Origin of the sequence: Pseudoalteromonas sp. Of11M-6, from assembly GCF_022347905.1 — a bacterium.
Classification (GTDB): Bacteria; Pseudomonadota; Gammaproteobacteria; order Enterobacterales; family Alteromonadaceae; genus Pseudoalteromonas.
This window is the reverse complement of the sequence record NZ_JAKRFW010000036.1, coordinates 1-18,873: the sequence shown is the minus strand read 5'-3', so window position 1 is coordinate 18,873 and position 18,873 is coordinate 1. Positions and strand designations below refer to the sequence as shown.

The following is an 18,873-nucleotide window of genomic DNA, read 5'->3' as shown; positions in this document are numbered from 1 at the left end:
TGATGTCGAGCCGTTTCCAACAGGGCCACCATGGTTTGGTGCGGCCGGAAAGGCTGTACCGCAATGAATAATTGCGTAATGAGTAGATTGTGAATGACGGCGCGATTTACTCCACGCCTTGAACGTTTATTACCTTAACGTAAGCAAGGGTAAGATTGCAACCCTATCCCATGTTAATTATTTATGACCACCATAAATCAATTTTATAATACCTTATTTTCAGTAATTTATTCACTTTACCCTCATTCGCGCTGTGTTATAACTGGATGCTAGCTATACTGATAAAAATGTTGGGATAATCCAACCGGGGAGAATCTATGTCAGCAATCTACATTGCAGGTATTGCAGTATGTTCTGTAATAGCACAATGGCTTGCTTGGGCCTTTAAGGTTCCAGCAATTTTGTTTTTACTTCTTATAGGTCTTGCTTTGGGGCCATTTAGTGGCACGCTGGACCCAGATGCCTTACTCGGGGATTTACTCTTTCCCGTCGTCTCACTTTCCGTTGCTGTAATCCTCTTTGAAGGTTCACTAACCCTGCATTTTAAAGAACTCAAAGGAATCGGTAAGGTTGTACGGAATCTTTGTTCTATCGGGATGTTAGCAACCTTTGCGGTGATAGCAACGACCGCAATTTTTGTGCTGGAGCTTAACTGGCAAGTTGCCGCCGTTTTGGGCGCAGTACTTGTCGTGACTGGTCCAACAGTTATTGCCCCGATGCTGAACGCCATGCGCCCAGACAAAGACATAGACCGTATTTTACGTTGGGAAGGTATAGTCATAGACCCAATTGGTGCACTCTTTGCGGTACTCGTATTTGAAGCCGTCTCTTTAGTTGGTGGCGAAGGTATCTTCAGTCATACCCTGTGGGCGCTCGTATCAACACTTGGTGTGGGGATAAGTATTGGCGTCGCATCAGGTTACCTTACCACTTACCTAATAAGAAAAGAGTGGCTTCCTTTCGAGCTTCACAAGTTCGCCATTTTAGCGCTAGTGTTGTTTAGCTTTACGCTATCGAATCATCTGAGCCATGAGTCGGGTTTACTAGCCGTGACTATCTTTGGTATTTGGCTCGCTAACCAAGATGACTTGGAAATAGACTCAGTGTTAGAATTTAAAGAAGATCTCTCAATGATCCTGATTTCGAGCTTATTTATCTTACTCGCGGCACGACTCAAGTTAGAAGATTTAATGCTGTTAGACACTGACGTCTTTATCTTTCTAGCTGTAGTATTATTTATTGCTCGACCACTGTCGATATTCTTATCGACGTTCAATACAGACTTACCGATAAAGTCTCGTATTCTGTTAAGTTGGATAGCTCCTCGAGGTATTGTTGCTGCAGCGGTAGGCTCAGTTTTTGCGTTGAGTATGACCAAATCACAGATAGCAGATGCGGATAAAATGGTGCCGCTTATCTTCACCGTCATCATTGTCACCGTGGTACTACAAAGCCTAACGGCAACGCCTTTCGCACGTCTTTTAGGAGTGCGTCAACCAAAGCCCAATACCTTACTTATCATTGGTGCAAACCATGTAGCTAGAGCGGTGGCTAAAGGCTTAAAAGACCAAAATATTGATGTTTACCTCTCCGATCCCGCTTGGGAAAACTGCAAGATGGCGAGAATGGACGGACTGCCTTGTTACTATGGTAACCCACAGTCGGAACATGCAGAGCGTTACCTCCCATTGACCAGCTTAAAGTCAGTGCTAGCGCTTTCACCTAACCGTCATCACAACGCTTTAGGTGTACAGTACTTTTCTCATTTACTTGGCGATCAATGTGTTTATTCGCTCAAATCATCCACTAACCACGCCAAGGCGAACAAAGATAGCGCCACTTTCCTTTCTCGCCAAATTTTGTTTGGTGACGAAGGTAATTACGCCAAGCTAAGTAGCATGATGGCTAAGGGCGGCAAAGTGAGCGTAACGCGGATCTCAGAAGAGTTTAAATGGGAACAGTATAAAGAGGTTAACAGTGAAGCAATCCCGCTGTTTGTACTCACAGAGCAGAACAAAGATGAGGAACCCATCTTGATCCGCCCGTTTACCTCTGACATGAAAAAGCTTCCAGAGGAAGGCGACCGCGTATTGGCGTTACAACCGCCTAAGTTAACGGTTCTTAAAGATCCAAATGTGAATAAAGAAAGCCAAATTGGTGCAAAGCTTAGCAGCCAGCAAATTACTTAACCTGAGATTTGGATAAGAAATAAGCTAACTTTACGAGCTTTATTTAGAAACAAGCAAAGCGGCGTCACTTACGCCGCTTTTACTTTGCACTCAAAACCTGCTGAAGTAATATCTATTGATCCAACGGAGTTAACCTGAGCCTCAGGTTATACAACCTGAACTCGGGATAAGAAGTAAGTTAATCCACTAAAATCACTAAGTTCAAAAGCGTAGTGTCACTCTAGCCAGAAGTTATTTCTTAATACAAGGCAAATTTGTGCGCCAATAGCTGGCCTATTGCAAGCAAATTTAACGCAGTAGTAAGGGATAGCAGCTGCTAGAGAACAAGTTGTTATCCCGAGTTCAGGTTATATAGGCAATCTCGCACGCTTGACCACACTATCAGGCATTTTGTTTGCCAGTTGACCTAGTGCTACCTGAATCCGCTTATGTAGCTTTTTATCTGCAACTGCGGAATGGAACAACCATCGATAGGCGTCTTCATAATCTCTAGGGCTACCGTGGCCTTGATTAAACACATCTACGAGTCTTAATTGAGCGTTTAAGTTGCCAAGTGCTGCGGCTTCTCTCAGATAGGTTACCGCCATCGCTTTATCTTCTTGCACCAACTGGCCAACATCATAGTAACGACCTAATTGTTCAAGCGCCGCGGCAAGGCCCTGCTCTGCTGCCCTTTTCATATAATAAAGGCCGAGCTCAACATCTCTGTCTACACACACGGCATAAGCTAACATGTCACCATAAAGAAACTGATACGAAGGCAGCGCCATGATTTCAGCACGCGCTTCAATATCTTTAACCAGCTGGCACTCATCCGCTTTAACCCGAGCAAGGTGTTGATTTTTTTCAATGAGTGCTAGTAGCTCTTGCTGCGTATACAAAGGCACAGCTTCGATAGCCTCTTCGGCAGATACTTTGCTCTGTATACTGAGGCTTAAGGAAACACTCAATGCTGAAGCTGCAAAATAACGAAGTAAGTAATTCATCGAAGACCCATCAAAGTAAAGCTGATTGTTTAACTATAGCAGGCTGCAAAGGCAAATTACTTGCTCTGCAGCAACATCGACACTCAAATTTGATTAAGCATTATTTACGCCAAAGCGAAGTCTAATTTCATCATCTGAGCAAAAATTCACTTACTTATCGGCAGGAAGACAAAAACTTGTAGGGTAATAGACACAAAAAAAGCTGCCGTAGCAGCTTTTTTCTTTATCAATCGACAGCAGGATTATTCAGCAAAAGGGTTGCGAACAATCATTGTTTCAACGCGGTCTGGGCCTGTTGAGATGATATCAATTGGCACGCCAGTGATTTCTTCTAGGCGCTTGATATAATTGATAGCGGCTTCAGGAAGCTGCTCAACAGAAGTTGCACCAAAGGTGTTTTCGCTCCAACCTGGCATTTCTTCGTAGACTGGAGTCACTTTCTCATAGCCTTCAGCAGCAAGAGGAGTCACATTAGTCACAGTGCCGTCTTCTAATTGGTAACCAGTACAGATTTTCACTTTTTCTAAACCATCAAGTACGTCTAGTTTAGTTAAGCAGAAACCACTGATGCTGTTGATTTGAACTGCACGGCGCATTGCCACTGCATCAAACCAACCGGTACGACGTAAACGACCAGTTGTTGCGCCAAACTCGTTGCCTTTCTCGCCTAAGTGTCTGCCAACTGGGTCTTGCTTGTCTTGACCATCGTAAAGCTCTGTAGGGAAAGGACCTGAACCAACACGAGTTGTGTAAGCTTTAACAATACCTAAAACGTAATCTAAGTGTAGCGGACCAAAACCTGCACCAGTCGCAACACCACCAGCCGTCGTGTTTGATGAGGTTACGTACGGGTAAGTACCGTGGTCAATATCAAGTAATGTACCTTGCGCACCTTCAAATAGAATATGGTCGCCAGCATTACGCGCTTGATCAAGTAGCTCAGTAACGTCAACAATCATTGACTTAAGTACTTTTGCTACTTCCATTGCATCATCGTATGTCTTCTGGAAGTCTACTGGATCTACTTTGTAGTAGTTAACCAAGGCGAAGTTGTGGAACTCTAGTACTTCTTTAAGCTTCGCAGCAAATTGCTCTGGGTTGAAAAGATCGCCAACACGTAAACCACGACGTGCAACCTTATCTTCGTACGCAGGACCAATACCACGGCCAGTTGTACCAATGGCTTTTTCACCACGCGCTAGTTCACGCGCTTGGTCTAGTGCAACGTGGTAAGGCAAGATCAAAGGACATGCTTCGCTGATCAATAGACGCTCACGTACAGGAACGCCACGCGCTTCAAGCATGTGGATTTCTTTCATTAGTGCATCTGGTGCAAGTACTACACCATTACCAATTACACATTTAACGTCTTCGCGTAGTACACCTGATGGGATCAAGTGTAGTACCGTTTTCTCACCGTTAATTACTAGTGTATGGCCAGCATTGTGTCCGCCTTGGTAGCGAACAACTAAAGAAGCCTTATCTGTAAGTAGGTCAACTACTTTACCTTTACCTTCGTCACCCCATTGGGTGCCTAATACAACGACGTTTTTACCCATTGCAAATTCACTTAGAAAAAATTAGGCGCAGATTTTACCAGAAAACCATAGTCGAAATCACCCCAATTTGCCTAATTTTTCTGCTTTCAATAAGATTGATGATGTAAAGCATCAAGGCAAGTTACATAACTTGTTGAAAAGGTGGGTTAATAGCTGAAAATCAAACAACGTATTTTATTTTTATATCAAAATAGCTGTATTGTTCGGATTAATCGATAACTATCTCTTTGTTATCAAAAGTAAACTTTTATAAAATGTAAAAAGCCCAAAGGTTAACCTTTGGGCTTTTTAAAATATAGCTCAAGCTTGCTGGCGAGCAGTTAAGCTTGAGTGGTTAGCCTATAGCTCTAAATCGTCTTCAACTTCAGCAAGGCCTTTATCTTCACCCTCTTCAGGCATAATAACCGCTTGCGCTAGGAGCATTTCTCTTAACTTGCCTTCAATTTCATTGGCAATCTCAACATTTTCTTTTAAGAACTTAATTGAGTTTGCTTTACCTTGGCCAATTTTACTGCCGTTATAGCTAAACCAAGCACCCGCTTTATCAACCAGTTTGTGTTTCACACCTAAGTCTATCAACTCACCTTGTTTCGACGTACCTTCACCGTACATGATGATGAACTCAGCTTGCTTAAATGGTGGTGCTACTTTGTTTTTCACAACCTTAACACGAGTTTCGTTACCAACAACCTCATCACCTTCTTTCACTGAACCGATACGACGAATATCAAGACGTACAGATGCATAGAATTTAAGTGCGTTACCACCAGTTGTGGTTTCAGGGTTGCCAAACATCACACCAATCTTCATACGAATTTGGTTGATGAAAATACATAATGTGTTCGAGCGTTTGATATTAGCAGTAAGCTTACGCAATGCTTGTGACATGAGTCGAGCCTGCAAACCAACGTGTGAGTCACCCATATCGCCTTCGATTTCAGCTTTAGGGGTAAGTGCTGCTACCGAGTCAATAACAACCAAATCAACCGCACCAGAACGAACTAGCATGTCACAAATTTCAAGCGCTTGTTCACCGGTGTCAGGCTGTGATACTAATAACTCATCAACATTAACGCCTAGCTTTTCGGCATAGATTGGATCGAGTGCGTGTTCAGCATCAACGAACGCACATGTTTTTCCCATTTTTTGCGCTTCTGCAATCGCTTGTAATGTTAGCGTTGTTTTACCTGATGATTCTGGACCATAGATTTCAACAATACGACCAGTTGGTAAGCCGCCGATACCAAGTGCAATATCCAGACCTAATGAACCCGTTGAGATGGCTTCAATATCTAGCGCCTTGTTCTCACCCAGTTTCATGATTGAGCCTTTACCAAACTGACGCTCAATTTGTGATAGTGCTGCGTCTAATGCCTTTTGCTTGTTATCGTTCATTTGCTTCTCCAATTCAGCGTAATGACACCTAGTATACTGTATGAAATCACAGTATCAAGTAGAATTTTATGATTTTACCATCGCTATAGCATTTTTTAATGCAAATTCAATGGCTTGAAGTCTTATTTCGGCCCTATTCCCAGTAAATACTTGGTGAAATGCCTGAACTCTATCACTATTCGCAATAGCAAACCATACAGTACCTACGGGCTTATCAACGCTGCCTCCAGTTGGTCCAGCGATACCAGACACAGCAATGGCAACTTCAGCATGAGCTGCCTGCTGAGCACCTTTGACCATCTCCAAAACCGTTTGCTCACTCACGGCACCAAATTGCGTTAGGGTTTGTTGTGATACTCCCAATAATTCGTGCTTAGCTTGATTACTGTATGTCACAAAACAACGTTCGATATAAGCAGAGCTCCCCGGCGTATCTGTTAACGCATAACTCACCCCACCACCTGTACATGACTCTGCGGTAGTGATTGTTACGCCGTTATTCGTTAGAATAGCGCCCAATTGTGCCGCATATTCGGCTATCTCTTTGTAGTGCTCCATAGGAAAACCTTTTAGGTATCAACAATGTCGTCAGATCTATATTCAGAACACACTATAAACCAACAAACCCCAATGATGCAGCAATACCTGCGAATTAAAGCTCAGCATCAAGAAATCTTGCTGTTCTATCGCATGGGCGACTTTTATGAACTCTTCTTTGACGATGCTATCAGAGCGGCGCAGCTTCTTGATATTTCTCAAACCTATCGCGGTAAAGCCGGTGGCAATCCAATTCCAATGGCGGGTGTTCCCTATCATGCAGTTGAAAACTACTTAGCTCGCTTGGTACAACTGGGTGAATCTGTTGCTATTTGTGAGCAAGTTGGCGACCCTGCGACCAGTAAAGGTCCTGTAGAACGTAAAGTTGTGCGTATTGTTACTCCAGGTACCGTCACCGACGAAGCACTATTGCAAGAACGCCAAGATAATTTACTTGCGGCGGTCTACCAACATCCAAAAAACTTAGGTTATGGCGTTGCCTATCTTGATATTAACTCGGGCCGATTTAATATCGTAGAGCTACAGACTGACGAAGCACTTAATTCCACGTTACAGCGCTTGCAGCCCGCAGAATTGTTATATCCAGAATCATTTCAGAACCTTTTAGTGCTAGAAAGCATTAAAGGCAGTCGTCGCCGTCCAGATTGGGAGTTTGATTTAGACACAGCAAAGCATTTACTTTGTCAGCAGTTTGCAACCCGCGACTTAGTCGGTTTTGGTGTCGACAATGCCAATATGGGTTTAATCGCCGCGGGTTGTGTCATGCAATACGTGAAAGACACGCAACGCACTGCATTACCTCATATACGTGCGATCACGCTCGAAAAGAATGAGCACGCGGTGATCTTAGATGCCGCGACGCGCAAAAACTTAGAGCTAACTCTAAACCTCTCTGGCGGTGTTGAAAACACCTTAGCGCAGATTTTAGATAAGTCTTCAACGGCCATGGGTTCGCGCTTACTAAAACGCCGCATTCATACGCCCGTGCGCGAACGCAAAGAGCTCAATGCTCGACTCAATGCGATTGCGAGCCTTATCGAACAACAACTATGCATGGAAGTTTACGATGCACTAAAACACATTGGCGATATTGAACGAGTCGTAGCCCGGTTAGCGTTATTTACCGCTCGTCCGCGTGATCTAACGCGCTTAAGAAGTGCATTACAAGCGTTACCGCCACTGCATGATATTTTACAAGATGCGACGGATACGAGACTTCAGTCTATTATTAGCCATTCACCTGCATTACCTAAGTTACAAGATTTGTTAGAACGAGCGGTTATCGACAATCCCCCTGTTCTCATTCGTGATGGTGGAGTAATAGCACAGGGCTACAATGCAGAGCTTGACGAGCTACGCGCATTAAGCGCAGGTGCCACGGATGTTTTAGAAAAACTTGAAGAAAGAGAGCGCGAACGCACAGGGATCTCGACATTAAAAATTGGGTATAACCGCGTTCACGGATTTTATATTGAGATCAGCCGGGCCAATTCGCACTTAGTGCCCGCGGAATACATTCGCAGACAAACACTGAAAAATAACGAACGCTACATTATTCCTGAGCTAAAAGAACATGAAGACAAAGTGCTTGGTAGCCAATCGAAAGCACTAGCACTTGAAAAGCGCCTATATGAAGAGCTCTTTGAACTCATCGCTCCTTATATTGAACAATTGCAAGTCATGGCTGCAGCGCTTGCCGATCTGGACGTATTAAACACCTTAGCCGAACGTGCTCAGACACTAGACTATTGCAAGCCCACGCTTACCGAGGGCACTGAAATTGATTTAGTGGATGGTCGCCACCCAGTCGTAGAACAAGTAAGTAAAGAACCATTCATTGCCAACCCAGTAAAACTCAACGATGAACGTAAAATGCTCATTATTACTGGACCAAATATGGGTGGTAAATCGACCTATATGCGTCAAACCGCGTTAATTGTGTTGATGGCGCATATTGGCAGCTATGTACCGGCAAGCGCAGCCACCATCGGAATTGTCGATCGTATTTTTACTCGCATTGGTGCCAGTGATGACCTTGCCTCTGGGCGCTCAACCTTTATGGTTGAAATGACCGAAACTGCAACCATTTTAAACAATGCAACCGCCCAATCATTGGTGCTAATGGACGAAATTGGTCGTGGGACAAGCACCTATGACGGTTTATCACTCGCTTATGCGACAGCGGATTATCTCGCCAGCAAAATTGCAGCAAAAACACTGTTTGCTACTCATTATTTTGAGTTAACCGAATTGGCTGAGCAGCAAGCAGGCCTTGTTAATGTGCATTTGGATGCCGTTGAACATAACGATACTATTGCCTTCAAACACACAGTGATGGAAGGGGCTGCAAGTAAGAGTTTTGGTTTACAGGTAGCAAGTCTTGCCGGCGTGCCAAAAGCAGTGATTAAGTTAGCGAAACAGAAACTCGCTTTGTTAGAGCAACATCAGAGTGTCGTTGGCGATAAGCCTGTTCATGTAGCCGCACCTGTACAGCAGAGCTTAATGCTTGCCAATGAGCCTTCTGAGGTTGAAGCGCTACTTGCAGATATGGATCCCGATGATATGACACCAAAGCAAGCTCATGCTTTGCTATATCAACTTAAATCTAAGCTATAGAAAGTAAAAAGCGGCCAAGCCGCTTTTTTAATGTTCTCTCACAATTAGAACTTGTGGTTATACTGAAGACCAAAGATCATCGCATGGCCTTTAGAGCGGAAACCCCACTCGCTTTGCGCTTTGTCGGTCTCGATAAAGTCTTGAGTCTTGCCTCGTAGTAGACTGATACCAAAATCAAGTGTTGCTTGATTTGGTAAAGTATACTCAGCACCAAAAGAGTACCATGTACGGTCTGTATCTGGGATTGAAATTGATAGAAGGTTTTCATCCGCAGGCGATTCATCATACGCCATGCCTGCACGCAACTTAACATATTCACTTAACTGATAATCAGCACCAACAGAGAAGCGCAAAGAGTTTGAAAAATTTTCTTCTTTCGTAAATGCCGACTGTGAAGTACCGATAATCGCTTTAAGTTCATCGAAGCTGCTCCAGCCAGTCCAAAGTACGCTGTAGTGTAGTGAGGTTTCTTGGTTTAATTTATGAGAACCTGAGATCTCAGCAATCGCAGGTAACGTTACATCCACTGAACCAGGTAGTGACGCGCCATTCAAGCCGCCCATCGCTGCTGGTAAGTCGTTGCTAAAGTGGCCATCAAATGTGATATCTGTTTCACTACGGTAATGGAAGCCGATTAGGTTGTTTTCATCAATTTGATAAGCAACGCCTAGGTTCCAACCAAAGCCATAATCGTCACCTTCTAAGTGTACCGCCTGAGTACTGGCTGGCAAACCTGTCGTTGTCGCACCAAGGTTACGAACGATTTTAGCATCGGCATAAACTTCATTAATACCAAACGCTACGCTCCATTGCTCATCAATTTGGTAAGCAGCAGAAATACCTAAGTTAACGGTCTTGATTTCAGTTTCACCCGCGATTTGGCCAGCAACATAATCCTTATCGAATTCTGTAGATAGACCAAACTGTGAATAGATACCTGCACCAATCGACCATTGGTCGTTATATTTGTGCGTTGCATAAATAGCAGGAATAATAGCACTTGGTGCGATGCTGTTGTCATTTAACGCTGATGCAGGAATACCATTATTGGTACTAGTCCCTGTTAGGCTTACATCTGGTTGAACATACATAGCTGCGACTGATAGTTGCGTGCCCGATAGCTTACCCATCAATGCTGGGTTACGTGCTACCACTGACGCATCGTCGGCTGCAGATGCTTCACCCGCATAAGCACGACCAAGGCCAGATACGTTTTGTTCCGCAAGTTGGAAGGCGGCAGCTAGTGCTTGTGATGACGATAAAATCGCACCTGATGCGATAAGACCTAATAATACTTTGTTCATACTCTAATCCCCTGTGAACTAACCATTTCCTGAGTAATGGTTAAAAAAACCAATTCGAGTAACACTGCGCAGCCTCACTTTGACCTTGCTCACCTAGCCAATATCCAGCTATGCCACACACCCACCAAATTGGCAGAATAATAAATTCATGACACCCTACCTAAAAGTGGAGTAGAAATCTCCTTTTTTGCGACTTTTCGTTGATTAAGTGAACATATAACGAACAAATTACGCACTTTGTAAACTCATCGGATGAGACAAATTACCAAATGATAATAATTACCAATATCATTGACGTACCTTCATCCCTTATATACACTCTTCAATCTGAGTATGAGTCATTCAGTGTGTTAATCGTGCTAAGGAGAACAACATGTCGATAGCATTAATCGTTTGCGCATTGGTATTTTGCGGTCTCAGCGTATATTGCCTGTGTAAAGCAAACTACTGTGCCTGTCGCCACGCAGGAGAGTGTGATAATCCGGTCAGTCAATACTGGCTAGGTGCAATTGTCGCAGCGCTGCTATCACTGCTGCTAAGCTGTGCGGCGTTACATTCGGAAAAGGGAACATTACTGTGGATATTAATGATGGCAAGCTGTATGACTGGCGCAATGCTCTCTGCTAGATGGCAAAATCTCAAAAGACGCTGTAAAAACGCTTTCTTCCCAGTCGCGCAATCCAAACCTTAAATCAATAATTGATCTCTTAGCAATCGTGAGAGGTTAATTTGATAATCAAGCGGCCTGACACTTGCGATCACTTTTATCTCTGACTCGCTTAAATCCAAATCTTTTGCCGTAACATGGTGGAGATGTTTGGTATTGTAAAACACACGTACAAGAGGTGCGGTTGGTGCATGCTTATTGCCTTCTAGTACCAATCCTAATCGCTCGTTGGTCAGTTTAACAATAGTCCCTACGGGGTGAACCCCCATACACTTAATAAAACGCTGCACTAAAATAGGATCAAATTGCTTTTTACTCGACAGTAAAAAACGTAACGCATTAATTGGTTCATCAGCCTCTTTGTGGTGCTGATCTGAGGTTATGGCGTCGTATACATCCACAATCGCCATCATTCTTGCCGCGGTGCTGAGTGCGTCGTCCTTAATCCCTCTGGGATAACCTGTACCATCTAAGCGTTCATGATGGTTGATGATCATGTCCAGCATAATAGGCGTGATCCCAGACTCACCTTTGCTCAATCCTAAAGACTGCGCCACGTGCTTTTTGACCGCACGATACTCAAGATCGGTAAAATTACCCGGCTTATTGATCAACCCCTGGGGTAACTTAGCGTGACCAATGTCATGCAACATCGCCCCCATGGCTAACTGTTCAATAATGTGATGTTGCAAACCAAGGTGCTTGGCAAATACGGTGATCAGAATTGCGCAGTTGGTCATATGACGCCAATTGTAGGCATCTTTGTCTTTGATCCGAGTTAAAATCGCCATCGCATTTGAATTACGCAGTACCGAATCGACGATGTCTTTACTTACCTCATTGATGAGGCTCATATCGACCTTCAAACCCGATGTTACATCTCCATAGAGGCTTTGGATCTGACGGTTATTCTTTTCAAACTTTTGCATCGCAACCGCAAATTCTTGCTGCAAAGTTTGTTCTTTACTCACCGTTTTGGCTTTGGATTTTGGTTTGCTGCGAGCGGTGGAAAGACTGCCATCCATGCCATTTTTGGCGGCAGGTTCTTCAGGGGCTTGTGGTGCTTCAGTGACCGGTTCTGCTGGCTGCTGGTATTTCTGTGGTACAGGAATATCGCTCTGCGTAAAGTCTATAGTGAGCTCAAGTACTCCTTTGTCAATCAGCTTTTGAATGATGGCTTCATCTCTGACCATTCCCCGAGATTTGATCTTAATACCCGCGTCAGACTTATGCTTGTGAACATTATCCACAAACATGCCAGGTCTAAGATCTTCAATTGGGAGGACAATCTGCATGAATCGCTTACACTACGTAGTTAGCCAATGAATATTAATACCATTGAATGAGGTGAAACACCATCTATTCAGATTAAATTCACACAAAGGTATGGTGAAATTACAACCACTCAGAAACGCTTGTTATACCAGTTTACTTAATTAAGTGATTTAATTTGAGGTATTTATGAAGTGTTGCAGAAGGGGAAACCCAACACCATATACATGCTGGGTTTTATACAGTTGCTATTCTTGGAAATAAGTTCCCCAGCCGTCGTATTCAACGCCAGCGTCTAGTGCAACCTTTTCTAACTTGTCTACGTCTTCCATGATAACGTCGGTATCCAGTTCGGCTTCTACTACAACATCAAAGCCCCAAATTTTACCGCCGTCTTCGAGCTCAAGCTCTGCTGGTTCTTCAACATCATAGCCCAATTTAAATGCCGCTAATGCTGCTGCTTCCAGCTTGTCAAAATCCTCACTTACAAAGTGATGTTCTACTTCATAAAGCGTTTCAGGGTTTGAACCGTCTTCTAGCAATGAAGAAACGATGTCTTCACTTATCTCACGCCAGTTTTCCATTATTTTAATCTCGCTTTTGCATCTAATTCAGCTATTCTTTGAGCCATTTTAGCATGGATCTGAGCAGCGTGATCCCTTGCTGGCACTTCAGGGTCTAAATATTCCGGTTCTAGCATGTCGATATAGACCTTACCATTATTCCAACGATTGAGCTTTATCTGCTCATGCGTTGAACTCATACATACTGGGATAATAGGCACATTGGCGCTCATTGCGGTGTGAAATGCCCCGGTTTTAAATGGCAACAAACCGCGACCATAGCTTCTGGTCCCTTCAGGGAACATCCAAACCGATAGTTTTGACTCGGTGATTTTTTTTGCTGATTTGGTCAGTGTTCCTAAGGCTTTAGAACGATTGGCTCTATCAATCAAAATGTTGCCAGATAGCCAATACATTTGTCCAAAAAACGGGATCCACTTTAAACTTTTTTTCCCCATGCTGACGGTGTTTTTTGGCACCACGGCCGGCAGCGTAAAGAGATCATAATTATTTTGGTGATTTGCAACATACATCGCGGGGACAACATGCTTGGCATTTTCATGCTGCGTTATCACCAACTCAACGCCTATCAACTTTGACATATAGCCATACCATTTGGCTATCGTGTGCACATTGTTAGCATGAAAAGGGCGCACAATGCACAATAACAATCCGCAAATACCACTAACAATGATAAACACTGTTAATAAGAGAATTCGTATAATGGCAATCAATTTAACCACTCCAGAATTAAAATCTTGCGCATTATAGTAAAATAAGCGAACACTTGTAAGCTCAAAATGATGATAGTTTAGAGGCTGCCAGAGGAATCTCAGAGTATGATAGTTAAGGTACTGATCTATTTATAGAAAATAAAAATGCCGCTGAGTAGCGGCATTTGACACACGATTTATCATTTTTGCAAAATTTAGCTCATTGCGTTTTGCAGCTTTTTCATTGCTGACTTTTCTAGCTGGCGTACACGCTCTGCCGACACGCTATATTTCTCAGCAAGATCTTGTAATGTTGCTTTTTCGTCAGCAAGCCAACGTGCACTTACGATATCTTGAGAGCGTTCATCAAGCGTTTTCAGTGCTGCAAATAGGCGATTATGTGACTGCTCTTGCCACTGCTCTTGCTCAACTTCTTCGGCAAGGTCACTACTTGTGTCTGTTAAATACTGTACTGGAGAGAAATTACCAGCTTGGCTTTCATCATCGTCAGCAGATAGGTCAAAGCCCATATCTTGGCCTGCCATACGAGACTCCATCTCGCGAACTTCTTTCTCACTTACACCAAGCTCGTTTGCAACCGTTGTCACTTCGTCTTGGTTAAACCAACCTAAACGCTTTTTATTTTTGCGTAGATTGAAGAATAATTTACGCTGCGCTTTTGTCGTCGCAACTTTAACAATACGCCAGTTCTTTAATACATATTCATGGATTTCTGCTTTAATCCAATGTACCGCAAAAGAAACAAGGCGCACACCCACGCTTGGGTCAAAACGCTTTACTGCTTTCATCAACCCAATATTTCCTTCTTGGATTAAATCAGCCTGAGGTAGGCCATAGCCCGAATAACTTTTTGCGATGTGAGCAACAAATCTCAAATGAGACATAATGAGTTGCTTAGCCGCGTTAAGATCCCCTTCTTCCTGAAGACGTGTCGCAAGTTTTTTCTCTTCCTCAGCGCCAAGCATAGGTATTGTGCTTACAGATTGAAGGTAACCTTCAACACTTGCGCTTTGCTGCCCAGTTAGTGCTAATGCGTATAAATCTTTAGTCATGTTTCACCTCAGTGATAAACCGTTTCGTGTATATTTAGCACTCTAACATCTAGAGTGCTAAATGCAATCTACTTTATCTGATTTTTAAAATCAACCTTTTTAGAAGAACTTCAAAAATAAAATATAACCTGCTGAATAATATTAAAAATATTGAATTAACTAGGCTTCTTTTTACGATATTATTTTTTTATGACAGTGCTAAATTTAATTAGTTCTGATTGTTTGAGTGCTAAAATCTGATAGTAATTGGCAACCGACTGCTACACTTTAGCAGTCGATTGGTGTTTGTAGCGTTAAATCATACCTTTTCAGGTTCAATCTCTTTGATATAACGGTGTACAGAAAGAAAAGAGCCTACAAACCCTAAAGTAATTGCAGTGCCAAGTAGCACTAAAAGTTCATTCCCTGCCATTCCCTGAAGCACAAAGTTGCTTTGATATACCCCAACAACTGTAGATACAGCTGACTCCAGCCACCACAACATAAGGCCAACACAGATAAAGGCAACCAAACCACCGACTATGCCATACCATACACCAGTCCAAAGAAACGGAGCCTGAATAAAAGTATTGGTCGCTCCCACCAGTTTTAGCACTTGAATTTCTTCTTTCTTGTCCATGATGGATAAGCGTATGGTATTTCCAATAATCAAGATAACGGCGCTAAGCAATAGAAACCCCACGGTGATCACACTTTCTTTTAGTAACCCCAGTAGTGCATTTAGGCGCTCTAGCCATTCAATATCCAGCTTACCAAACTCGACCTCGCGCTCTTTTTCAAGTTTAGTAAGAAGCTCAGTTGCGGCTTGTGGTTTTCTAAAACGACTAACAGGCGTTACCAACACAACATTGGGCAGCGGGTTTTCTTCTAAATAGTTAAGCGCCTGACCAAAGCCTGACATTGACTTAAACTCGTCCAGAGCTTGGCTTTTACTAATCAGTACTACTTTTTCTATTTCTGGATAGAGTGCAAGTCGCTTCACCAAGGTTTGTGTCTGTGCTTCTGTCATTTCATCTTTAACGAACAATGATATTTCAGATGCCTCTTTAAACCCGCTACTTACCTGCTGTACATTTTTCACTACCACATAAAGCGTCGCAGGCAATGTCAGGCTGAGCCCCAAAACTAGAATAGTCATTAAAGAGGCCATTGGCGTACGCCACATTTCCCCAAGGCTCTGTACACCTTGACGAATAATCATCAAACAAAAAAAGTAAAAATGATGAAATATCGATTTTTTACTCTGTTCAGCCTGATTTCCCCGTCCTTTAAACAGCAAACTCATAGCGTGTCCTCCGCTAGCGGATCTTGTAGCATGCGTCCTTGATTAAGCGTGAAGCTACGGTATTTCATACGTGCTATTAACCCCAAATCATGAGTAGCGATAAGAACGGATGTACCACGGCGATTAAATTCTTCAAATAGGTTCAGAATTTCCATCGATAGTTCTGGGTCTAAGTTCCCCGTAGGTTCATCTGCAAGCAGCAAAGGCGGCGAGTTAACAATCGCTCTTGCTATGCCAACACGTTGCTGTTCACCTCCAGATAACACACTCGGATGGCACTTTGCTTTATCAAGCAAACCCACCTTGTCCAGAGCGGCATGTACTCTTTTGGTGATCTGTTTATGGTGAGTACCTTCAATAACTAAAGGTAGTGCGACGTTATCAAATACGCTGTAACGTTCGAGTAGGCGGTGGTTTTGAAAAATAATCCCAATATCTCGGCGAACGAAAGGAACTTGCCGGTTAGATACCGTATTGAGATCGACACCATTAATGTAGACACGGCCTGCTGATGGCCTTTCCATCACGCTAACCAACTTTAATAATGTACTTTTACCAGCGCCACTGTGGCCGGTTAAAAATGCGAGTTCTCCATTTGCAAGTTCAAAGCTCACTTTTTCCAGTGCTTTGTGCCCACCAGGATAAGTTTTGCTCACTTGCTCAAATTTAATCATGTTGGCCTCTTATACTTATTTTAACCATGACACTCAGTCCGTGGCATTGTAGCAATTCGGCAATCGAATAAAGCGGGCAAATTTGCCCGCTTTATTGCAACTGATGTCTCTATTTATTCTTGACTGAACAATGCCTCGATAAAATCATCACTCTTAAAGGTGCGTAAGTCATCAATGCCTTCACCTACACCGATATATCGAATTGGCACCTTAAACTGATCCGCCACAGCAAAGATAACCCCACCTTTGGCTGTACCATCAAGCTTAGTTAACGTGATACCAGTTAAGCCAACCGCTTGATTAAACAGTTTTACCTGGCTAATCGCATTCTGACCAGTTCCGGCATCAATCGTCAACATCACTTCATGTGGCGCGTCTGGGTCTAACTTTTTCATTACTCGAGCTATCTTCTCAAGCTCTTGCATTAGGTTATCTTTATTTTGTAATCGACCCGCTGTATCCGCTATTAATACATCGATATTTCTCGCTTTAGCGGCTTGGAAGGCATCAAATACCACCGACGCAGAATCAGCACCTGTGTGCTGGGCAACAACAGGGATACTGTTTCTTTCACCCCATACCTGCAACTGCTCTACCGCAGCCGCGCGGAAAGTATCGCCAGCCGCCAACATGACAGATTTACCTTCGCTTTGAAACTGTTTGGCAAGCTTACCGATTGTTGTCGTTTTACCAACGCCATTTACGCCGACCATTAAGATAACAAAAGGTTTCTTATCGGTAGGGATCTCAAGCGGTTGCTCAGCCGTTTTTAAGATCTCTGACATTTCTTTTTTCATTAGATCATATAAAGCTTCACCGTCTTTTAACTGCTTTCTATCAGCGGCATCAGTCAGGTTATCTATTAGCTTCATCGTGGTTTCAACACCAATATCAGCCGTTAGCAATTGCGTTTCTAGATCTTCGAACAGCTCATCATCGATTTTCTTGCCTTTGAATACCGAAGCAAAGCCTGAGCCGATATTGGCCTTGGTTTTCAACAAGCCTTTTTTAAGGCGGGAGAAGAAACCTTCTTTTTTCGGCTTTTGTTGTTCTTGAGCTAATTGTGCTTGACGCTCTTCCTCTTCACGCTCGGCTTGTTCTTTTGCTAATTGCGCCTGACGTTCTGCTTCTTCACGTTCAGCTTGTTCTTTCGCTAATTGCGCCTGGCGTTCTGCCTCTTCACGCTCAGCTTGTTCTTTAGCTAACTGTTCTTGGCGTTCTGCTTCCTCACGCTCAGCTTGTTCTTTTGCTTGTTGCGCCTGACGTTCTGCTTCTTCACGATCAGCTTGTTCCTTTGCTAACTGTTCTTGGCGTGCTGCTTCCTCACGCTCGGCTTGTTCTTTCGCTAATTGCGCCTGACGTTCTGCTTCTTCACGCTCGGCTTGTTCTTTCGCTAATTGCGCCTGACGTTCTGCTTCTTCACGCTCAGCTTGCTCTTTCGCTAATTGTGCCTGACGTTCTGCTTCTTCACGCTCAGCTTGTTCTTTCGCTAATTGTACCTGACGTTCGGCTTCTTCACGCTCGGCTTGTTCTTTCGCTAATTGTGCCTGACGCTGTGCCTCTTCACGCTCAGCTTGTTCTTTCGCTAATTGTGCCTGACGTTCGGCTTCTTCACGCTCGGCTTGTTCTTTCGCTAATTGTGCCTGACGCTCTGCTTCTTCACGCTCAGCTTGTTCTTTCGCTAATTGTGCCTGATGCTCTGCCTCTTCACGTTCAGCTTGTTCTTTTGCTAATTGTGTCTGACGTTCTGATTCTTCACGCTCGGCTTGTTCTTTCGCTAGTTGTGCCTGACGTTCTGATTCTTCACGCTCGGCTTGTTCTTTTGCTAATTGTGCCTGACGTTCCGCTTCTTCACGCTCAGCTTGTTCCTTTGCTAACTGTTCTTGGCGTTCTACTTCTTCACGCTCGGCTTGTTCTTTCGCTAACTGTTCTTGGCGTGCTGCTTCCTCACGCTCAGCTTGTTCTTTCGCAAGTTGTGCCTGAAGTTCTGCTTCCTCACGCTCAGCTTGTTCTTTTGCT

At 43.5% G+C, this 18,873-nt stretch carries 15 protein-coding genes; 3 read left to right on the top strand and 12 right to left on the bottom strand.

From position 1 onward, the window contains the following. The first annotated feature begins 317 nt into the window (after positions 1-317). Positions 318-2,189 carry a sodium:proton antiporter gene (locus MHN32_RS16365; RefSeq protein ID WP_174170617.1) on the top strand — a complete coding sequence of 624 codons (1,872 nt, stop codon included), beginning with the start codon at positions 318-320 and terminating at the stop codon, positions 2,187-2,189. Positions 2,190-2,536: 347 nt separating this feature from the next. Here the strand turns inward: MHN32_RS16365 and MHN32_RS16360 are convergent, their stop codons facing one another. The 4 genes from MHN32_RS16360 to MHN32_RS16345 all read right to left on the bottom strand — a co-directional run bounded on the left by MHN32_RS16360 (position 2,537) and on the right by MHN32_RS16345 (position 6,687). Further along, a complete protein-coding gene (locus tag MHN32_RS16360) occupies positions 2,537-3,175 on the bottom strand; it encodes an SEL1-like repeat protein (protein ID WP_010378945.1) in 639 nt (212 codons plus the stop codon). A 242-nt stretch (positions 3,176-3,417) separates the two neighbouring features. Next, positions 3,418-4,734, bottom strand: coding sequence for an adenylosuccinate synthase (locus tag MHN32_RS16355; protein ID WP_010378944.1), 1,317 nt, complete (start codon positions 4,732-4,734; stop codon positions 3,418-3,420). A gap of 339 nt (positions 4,735-5,073) precedes the next feature. Continuing rightward, complete coding sequence (gene recA / locus MHN32_RS16350) at positions 5,074-6,129, bottom strand: recombinase RecA (RefSeq protein WP_095729681.1); 1,056 nt, start codon at positions 6,127-6,129, stop codon at positions 5,074-5,076. A gap of 66 nt (positions 6,130-6,195) precedes the next feature. Next, positions 6,196-6,687: a nicotinamide-nucleotide amidohydrolase family protein gene (locus tag MHN32_RS16345; protein ID WP_102057545.1), complete on the bottom strand. Its 492-nt coding sequence runs from the start codon at positions 6,685-6,687 to the stop codon at positions 6,196-6,198. 24 nt (positions 6,688-6,711) lie between these two features. On the opposite strand from MHN32_RS16345, the gene mutS reads away from it, so the two are divergent. Then, positions 6,712-9,303, top strand: coding sequence for a DNA mismatch repair protein MutS (mutS, locus tag MHN32_RS16340; protein WP_239422334.1), 2,592 nt, complete (start codon positions 6,712-6,714; stop codon positions 9,301-9,303). A 44-nt stretch (positions 9,304-9,347) separates the two neighbouring features. On the opposite strand, the gene MHN32_RS16335 is transcribed toward mutS, so the two are convergent. Then, on the bottom strand, positions 9,348-10,607 hold the full coding sequence (locus MHN32_RS16335) for an outer membrane protein transport protein (RefSeq protein WP_239422333.1): 1,260 nt from the start codon (positions 10,605-10,607) through the stop codon (positions 9,348-9,350). 373 nt (positions 10,608-10,980) lie between these two features. Between MHN32_RS16335 and MHN32_RS16330 the strand changes: the two genes are divergently transcribed. Next, on the top strand, positions 10,981-11,298 hold the full coding sequence (locus MHN32_RS16330; protein WP_010374094.1) for a hypothetical protein: 318 nt from the start codon (positions 10,981-10,983) through the stop codon (positions 11,296-11,298). Here the strand turns inward: MHN32_RS16330 and MHN32_RS16325 are convergent. The 7 genes from MHN32_RS16325 to ftsY all read right to left on the bottom strand — a co-directional run. After that, positions 11,295-12,569, bottom strand: coding sequence for an HD domain-containing phosphohydrolase (locus tag MHN32_RS16325; RefSeq protein ID WP_211867054.1), 1,275 nt, complete (start codon positions 12,567-12,569; stop codon positions 11,295-11,297). The two genes, MHN32_RS16330 and MHN32_RS16325, sit on opposite strands and share 4 nt — an antisense overlap. A 225-nt stretch (positions 12,570-12,794) precedes the next feature. Then, positions 12,795-13,130, bottom strand: a complete 336-nt coding sequence (rraB, locus tag MHN32_RS16320) for a ribonuclease E inhibitor RraB (protein WP_010374098.1) — start codon at positions 13,128-13,130, stop codon at positions 12,795-12,797. Next, positions 13,130-13,843 carry a 1-acylglycerol-3-phosphate O-acyltransferase gene (locus MHN32_RS16315; RefSeq protein ID WP_029215903.1) on the bottom strand — a complete coding sequence of 238 codons (714 nt, stop codon included), beginning with the start codon at positions 13,841-13,843 and terminating at the stop codon, positions 13,130-13,132. The genes rraB and MHN32_RS16315 overlap by 1 nt, the downstream gene beginning before the upstream one ends. A 194-nt stretch (positions 13,844-14,037) precedes the next feature. Then, positions 14,038-14,895: an RNA polymerase sigma factor RpoH gene (gene rpoH, locus MHN32_RS16310; RefSeq protein ID WP_010374102.1), complete on the bottom strand. Its 858-nt coding sequence runs from the start codon at positions 14,893-14,895 to the stop codon at positions 14,038-14,040. 298 nt (positions 14,896-15,193) lie between these two features. Then, on the bottom strand, positions 15,194-16,180 hold the full coding sequence (gene ftsX, locus MHN32_RS16305) for a permease-like cell division protein FtsX (protein ID WP_010607197.1): 987 nt from the start codon (positions 16,178-16,180) through the stop codon (positions 15,194-15,196). Further along, positions 16,177-16,854, bottom strand: coding sequence for a cell division ATP-binding protein FtsE (gene ftsE, locus MHN32_RS16300; protein ID WP_017218471.1), 678 nt, complete (start codon positions 16,852-16,854; stop codon positions 16,177-16,179). Before ftsE ends, ftsX begins: the two co-directional genes overlap by 4 nt. A gap of 113 nt (positions 16,855-16,967) precedes the next feature. Further along, the coding region (gene ftsY, locus MHN32_RS16295; RefSeq protein ID WP_239422332.1) for a signal recognition particle-docking protein FtsY at positions 16,968-18,873 on the bottom strand (1,906 nt) is incomplete at its 5' end.

What these genes read in the sequence shown, in the direction of transcription:
- MHN32_RS16365 (WP_174170617.1), top strand. Translation starts at nt 318, where the DNA reads ATGTCAGCAATCTACATTGCAGGTATTGCAGTATGTTCTGTAATAGCA.
- MHN32_RS16360 (WP_010378945.1), bottom strand. Translation starts at nt 3,175, where the DNA reads ATGAATTACTTACTTCGTTATTTTGCAGCTTCAGCATTGAGTGTTTCC.
- MHN32_RS16355 (WP_010378944.1), bottom strand. Translation starts at nt 4,734, where the DNA reads ATGGGTAAAAACGTCGTTGTATTAGGCACCCAATGGGGTGACGAAGGT.
- recA (WP_095729681.1), bottom strand. Translation starts at nt 6,129, where the DNA reads ATGAACGATAACAAGCAAAAGGCATTAGACGCAGCACTATCACAAATT.
- MHN32_RS16345 (WP_102057545.1), bottom strand. Translation starts at nt 6,687, where the DNA reads ATGGAGCACTACAAAGAGATAGCCGAATATGCGGCACAATTGGGCGCT.
- mutS (WP_239422334.1), top strand. Translation starts at nt 6,712, where the DNA reads ATGTCGTCAGATCTATATTCAGAACACACTATAAACCAACAAACCCCA.
- MHN32_RS16335 (WP_239422333.1), bottom strand. Translation starts at nt 10,607, where the DNA reads ATGAACAAAGTATTATTAGGTCTTATCGCATCAGGTGCGATTTTATCG.
- MHN32_RS16330 (WP_010374094.1), top strand. Translation starts at nt 10,981, where the DNA reads ATGTCGATAGCATTAATCGTTTGCGCATTGGTATTTTGCGGTCTCAGC.
- MHN32_RS16325 (WP_211867054.1), bottom strand. Translation starts at nt 12,569, where the DNA reads ATGCAGATTGTCCTCCCAATTGAAGATCTTAGACCTGGCATGTTTGTG.
- rraB (WP_010374098.1), bottom strand. Translation starts at nt 13,130, where the DNA reads ATGGAAAACTGGCGTGAGATAAGTGAAGACATCGTTTCTTCATTGCTA.
- rpoH (WP_010374102.1), bottom strand. Translation starts at nt 14,895, where the DNA reads ATGACTAAAGATTTATACGCATTAGCACTAACTGGGCAGCAAAGCGCA.
- ftsX (WP_010607197.1), bottom strand. Translation starts at nt 16,180, where the DNA reads ATGAGTTTGCTGTTTAAAGGACGGGGAAATCAGGCTGAACAGAGTAAA.
- ftsE (WP_017218471.1), bottom strand. Translation starts at nt 16,854, where the DNA reads ATGATTAAATTTGAGCAAGTGAGCAAAACTTATCCTGGTGGGCACAAA.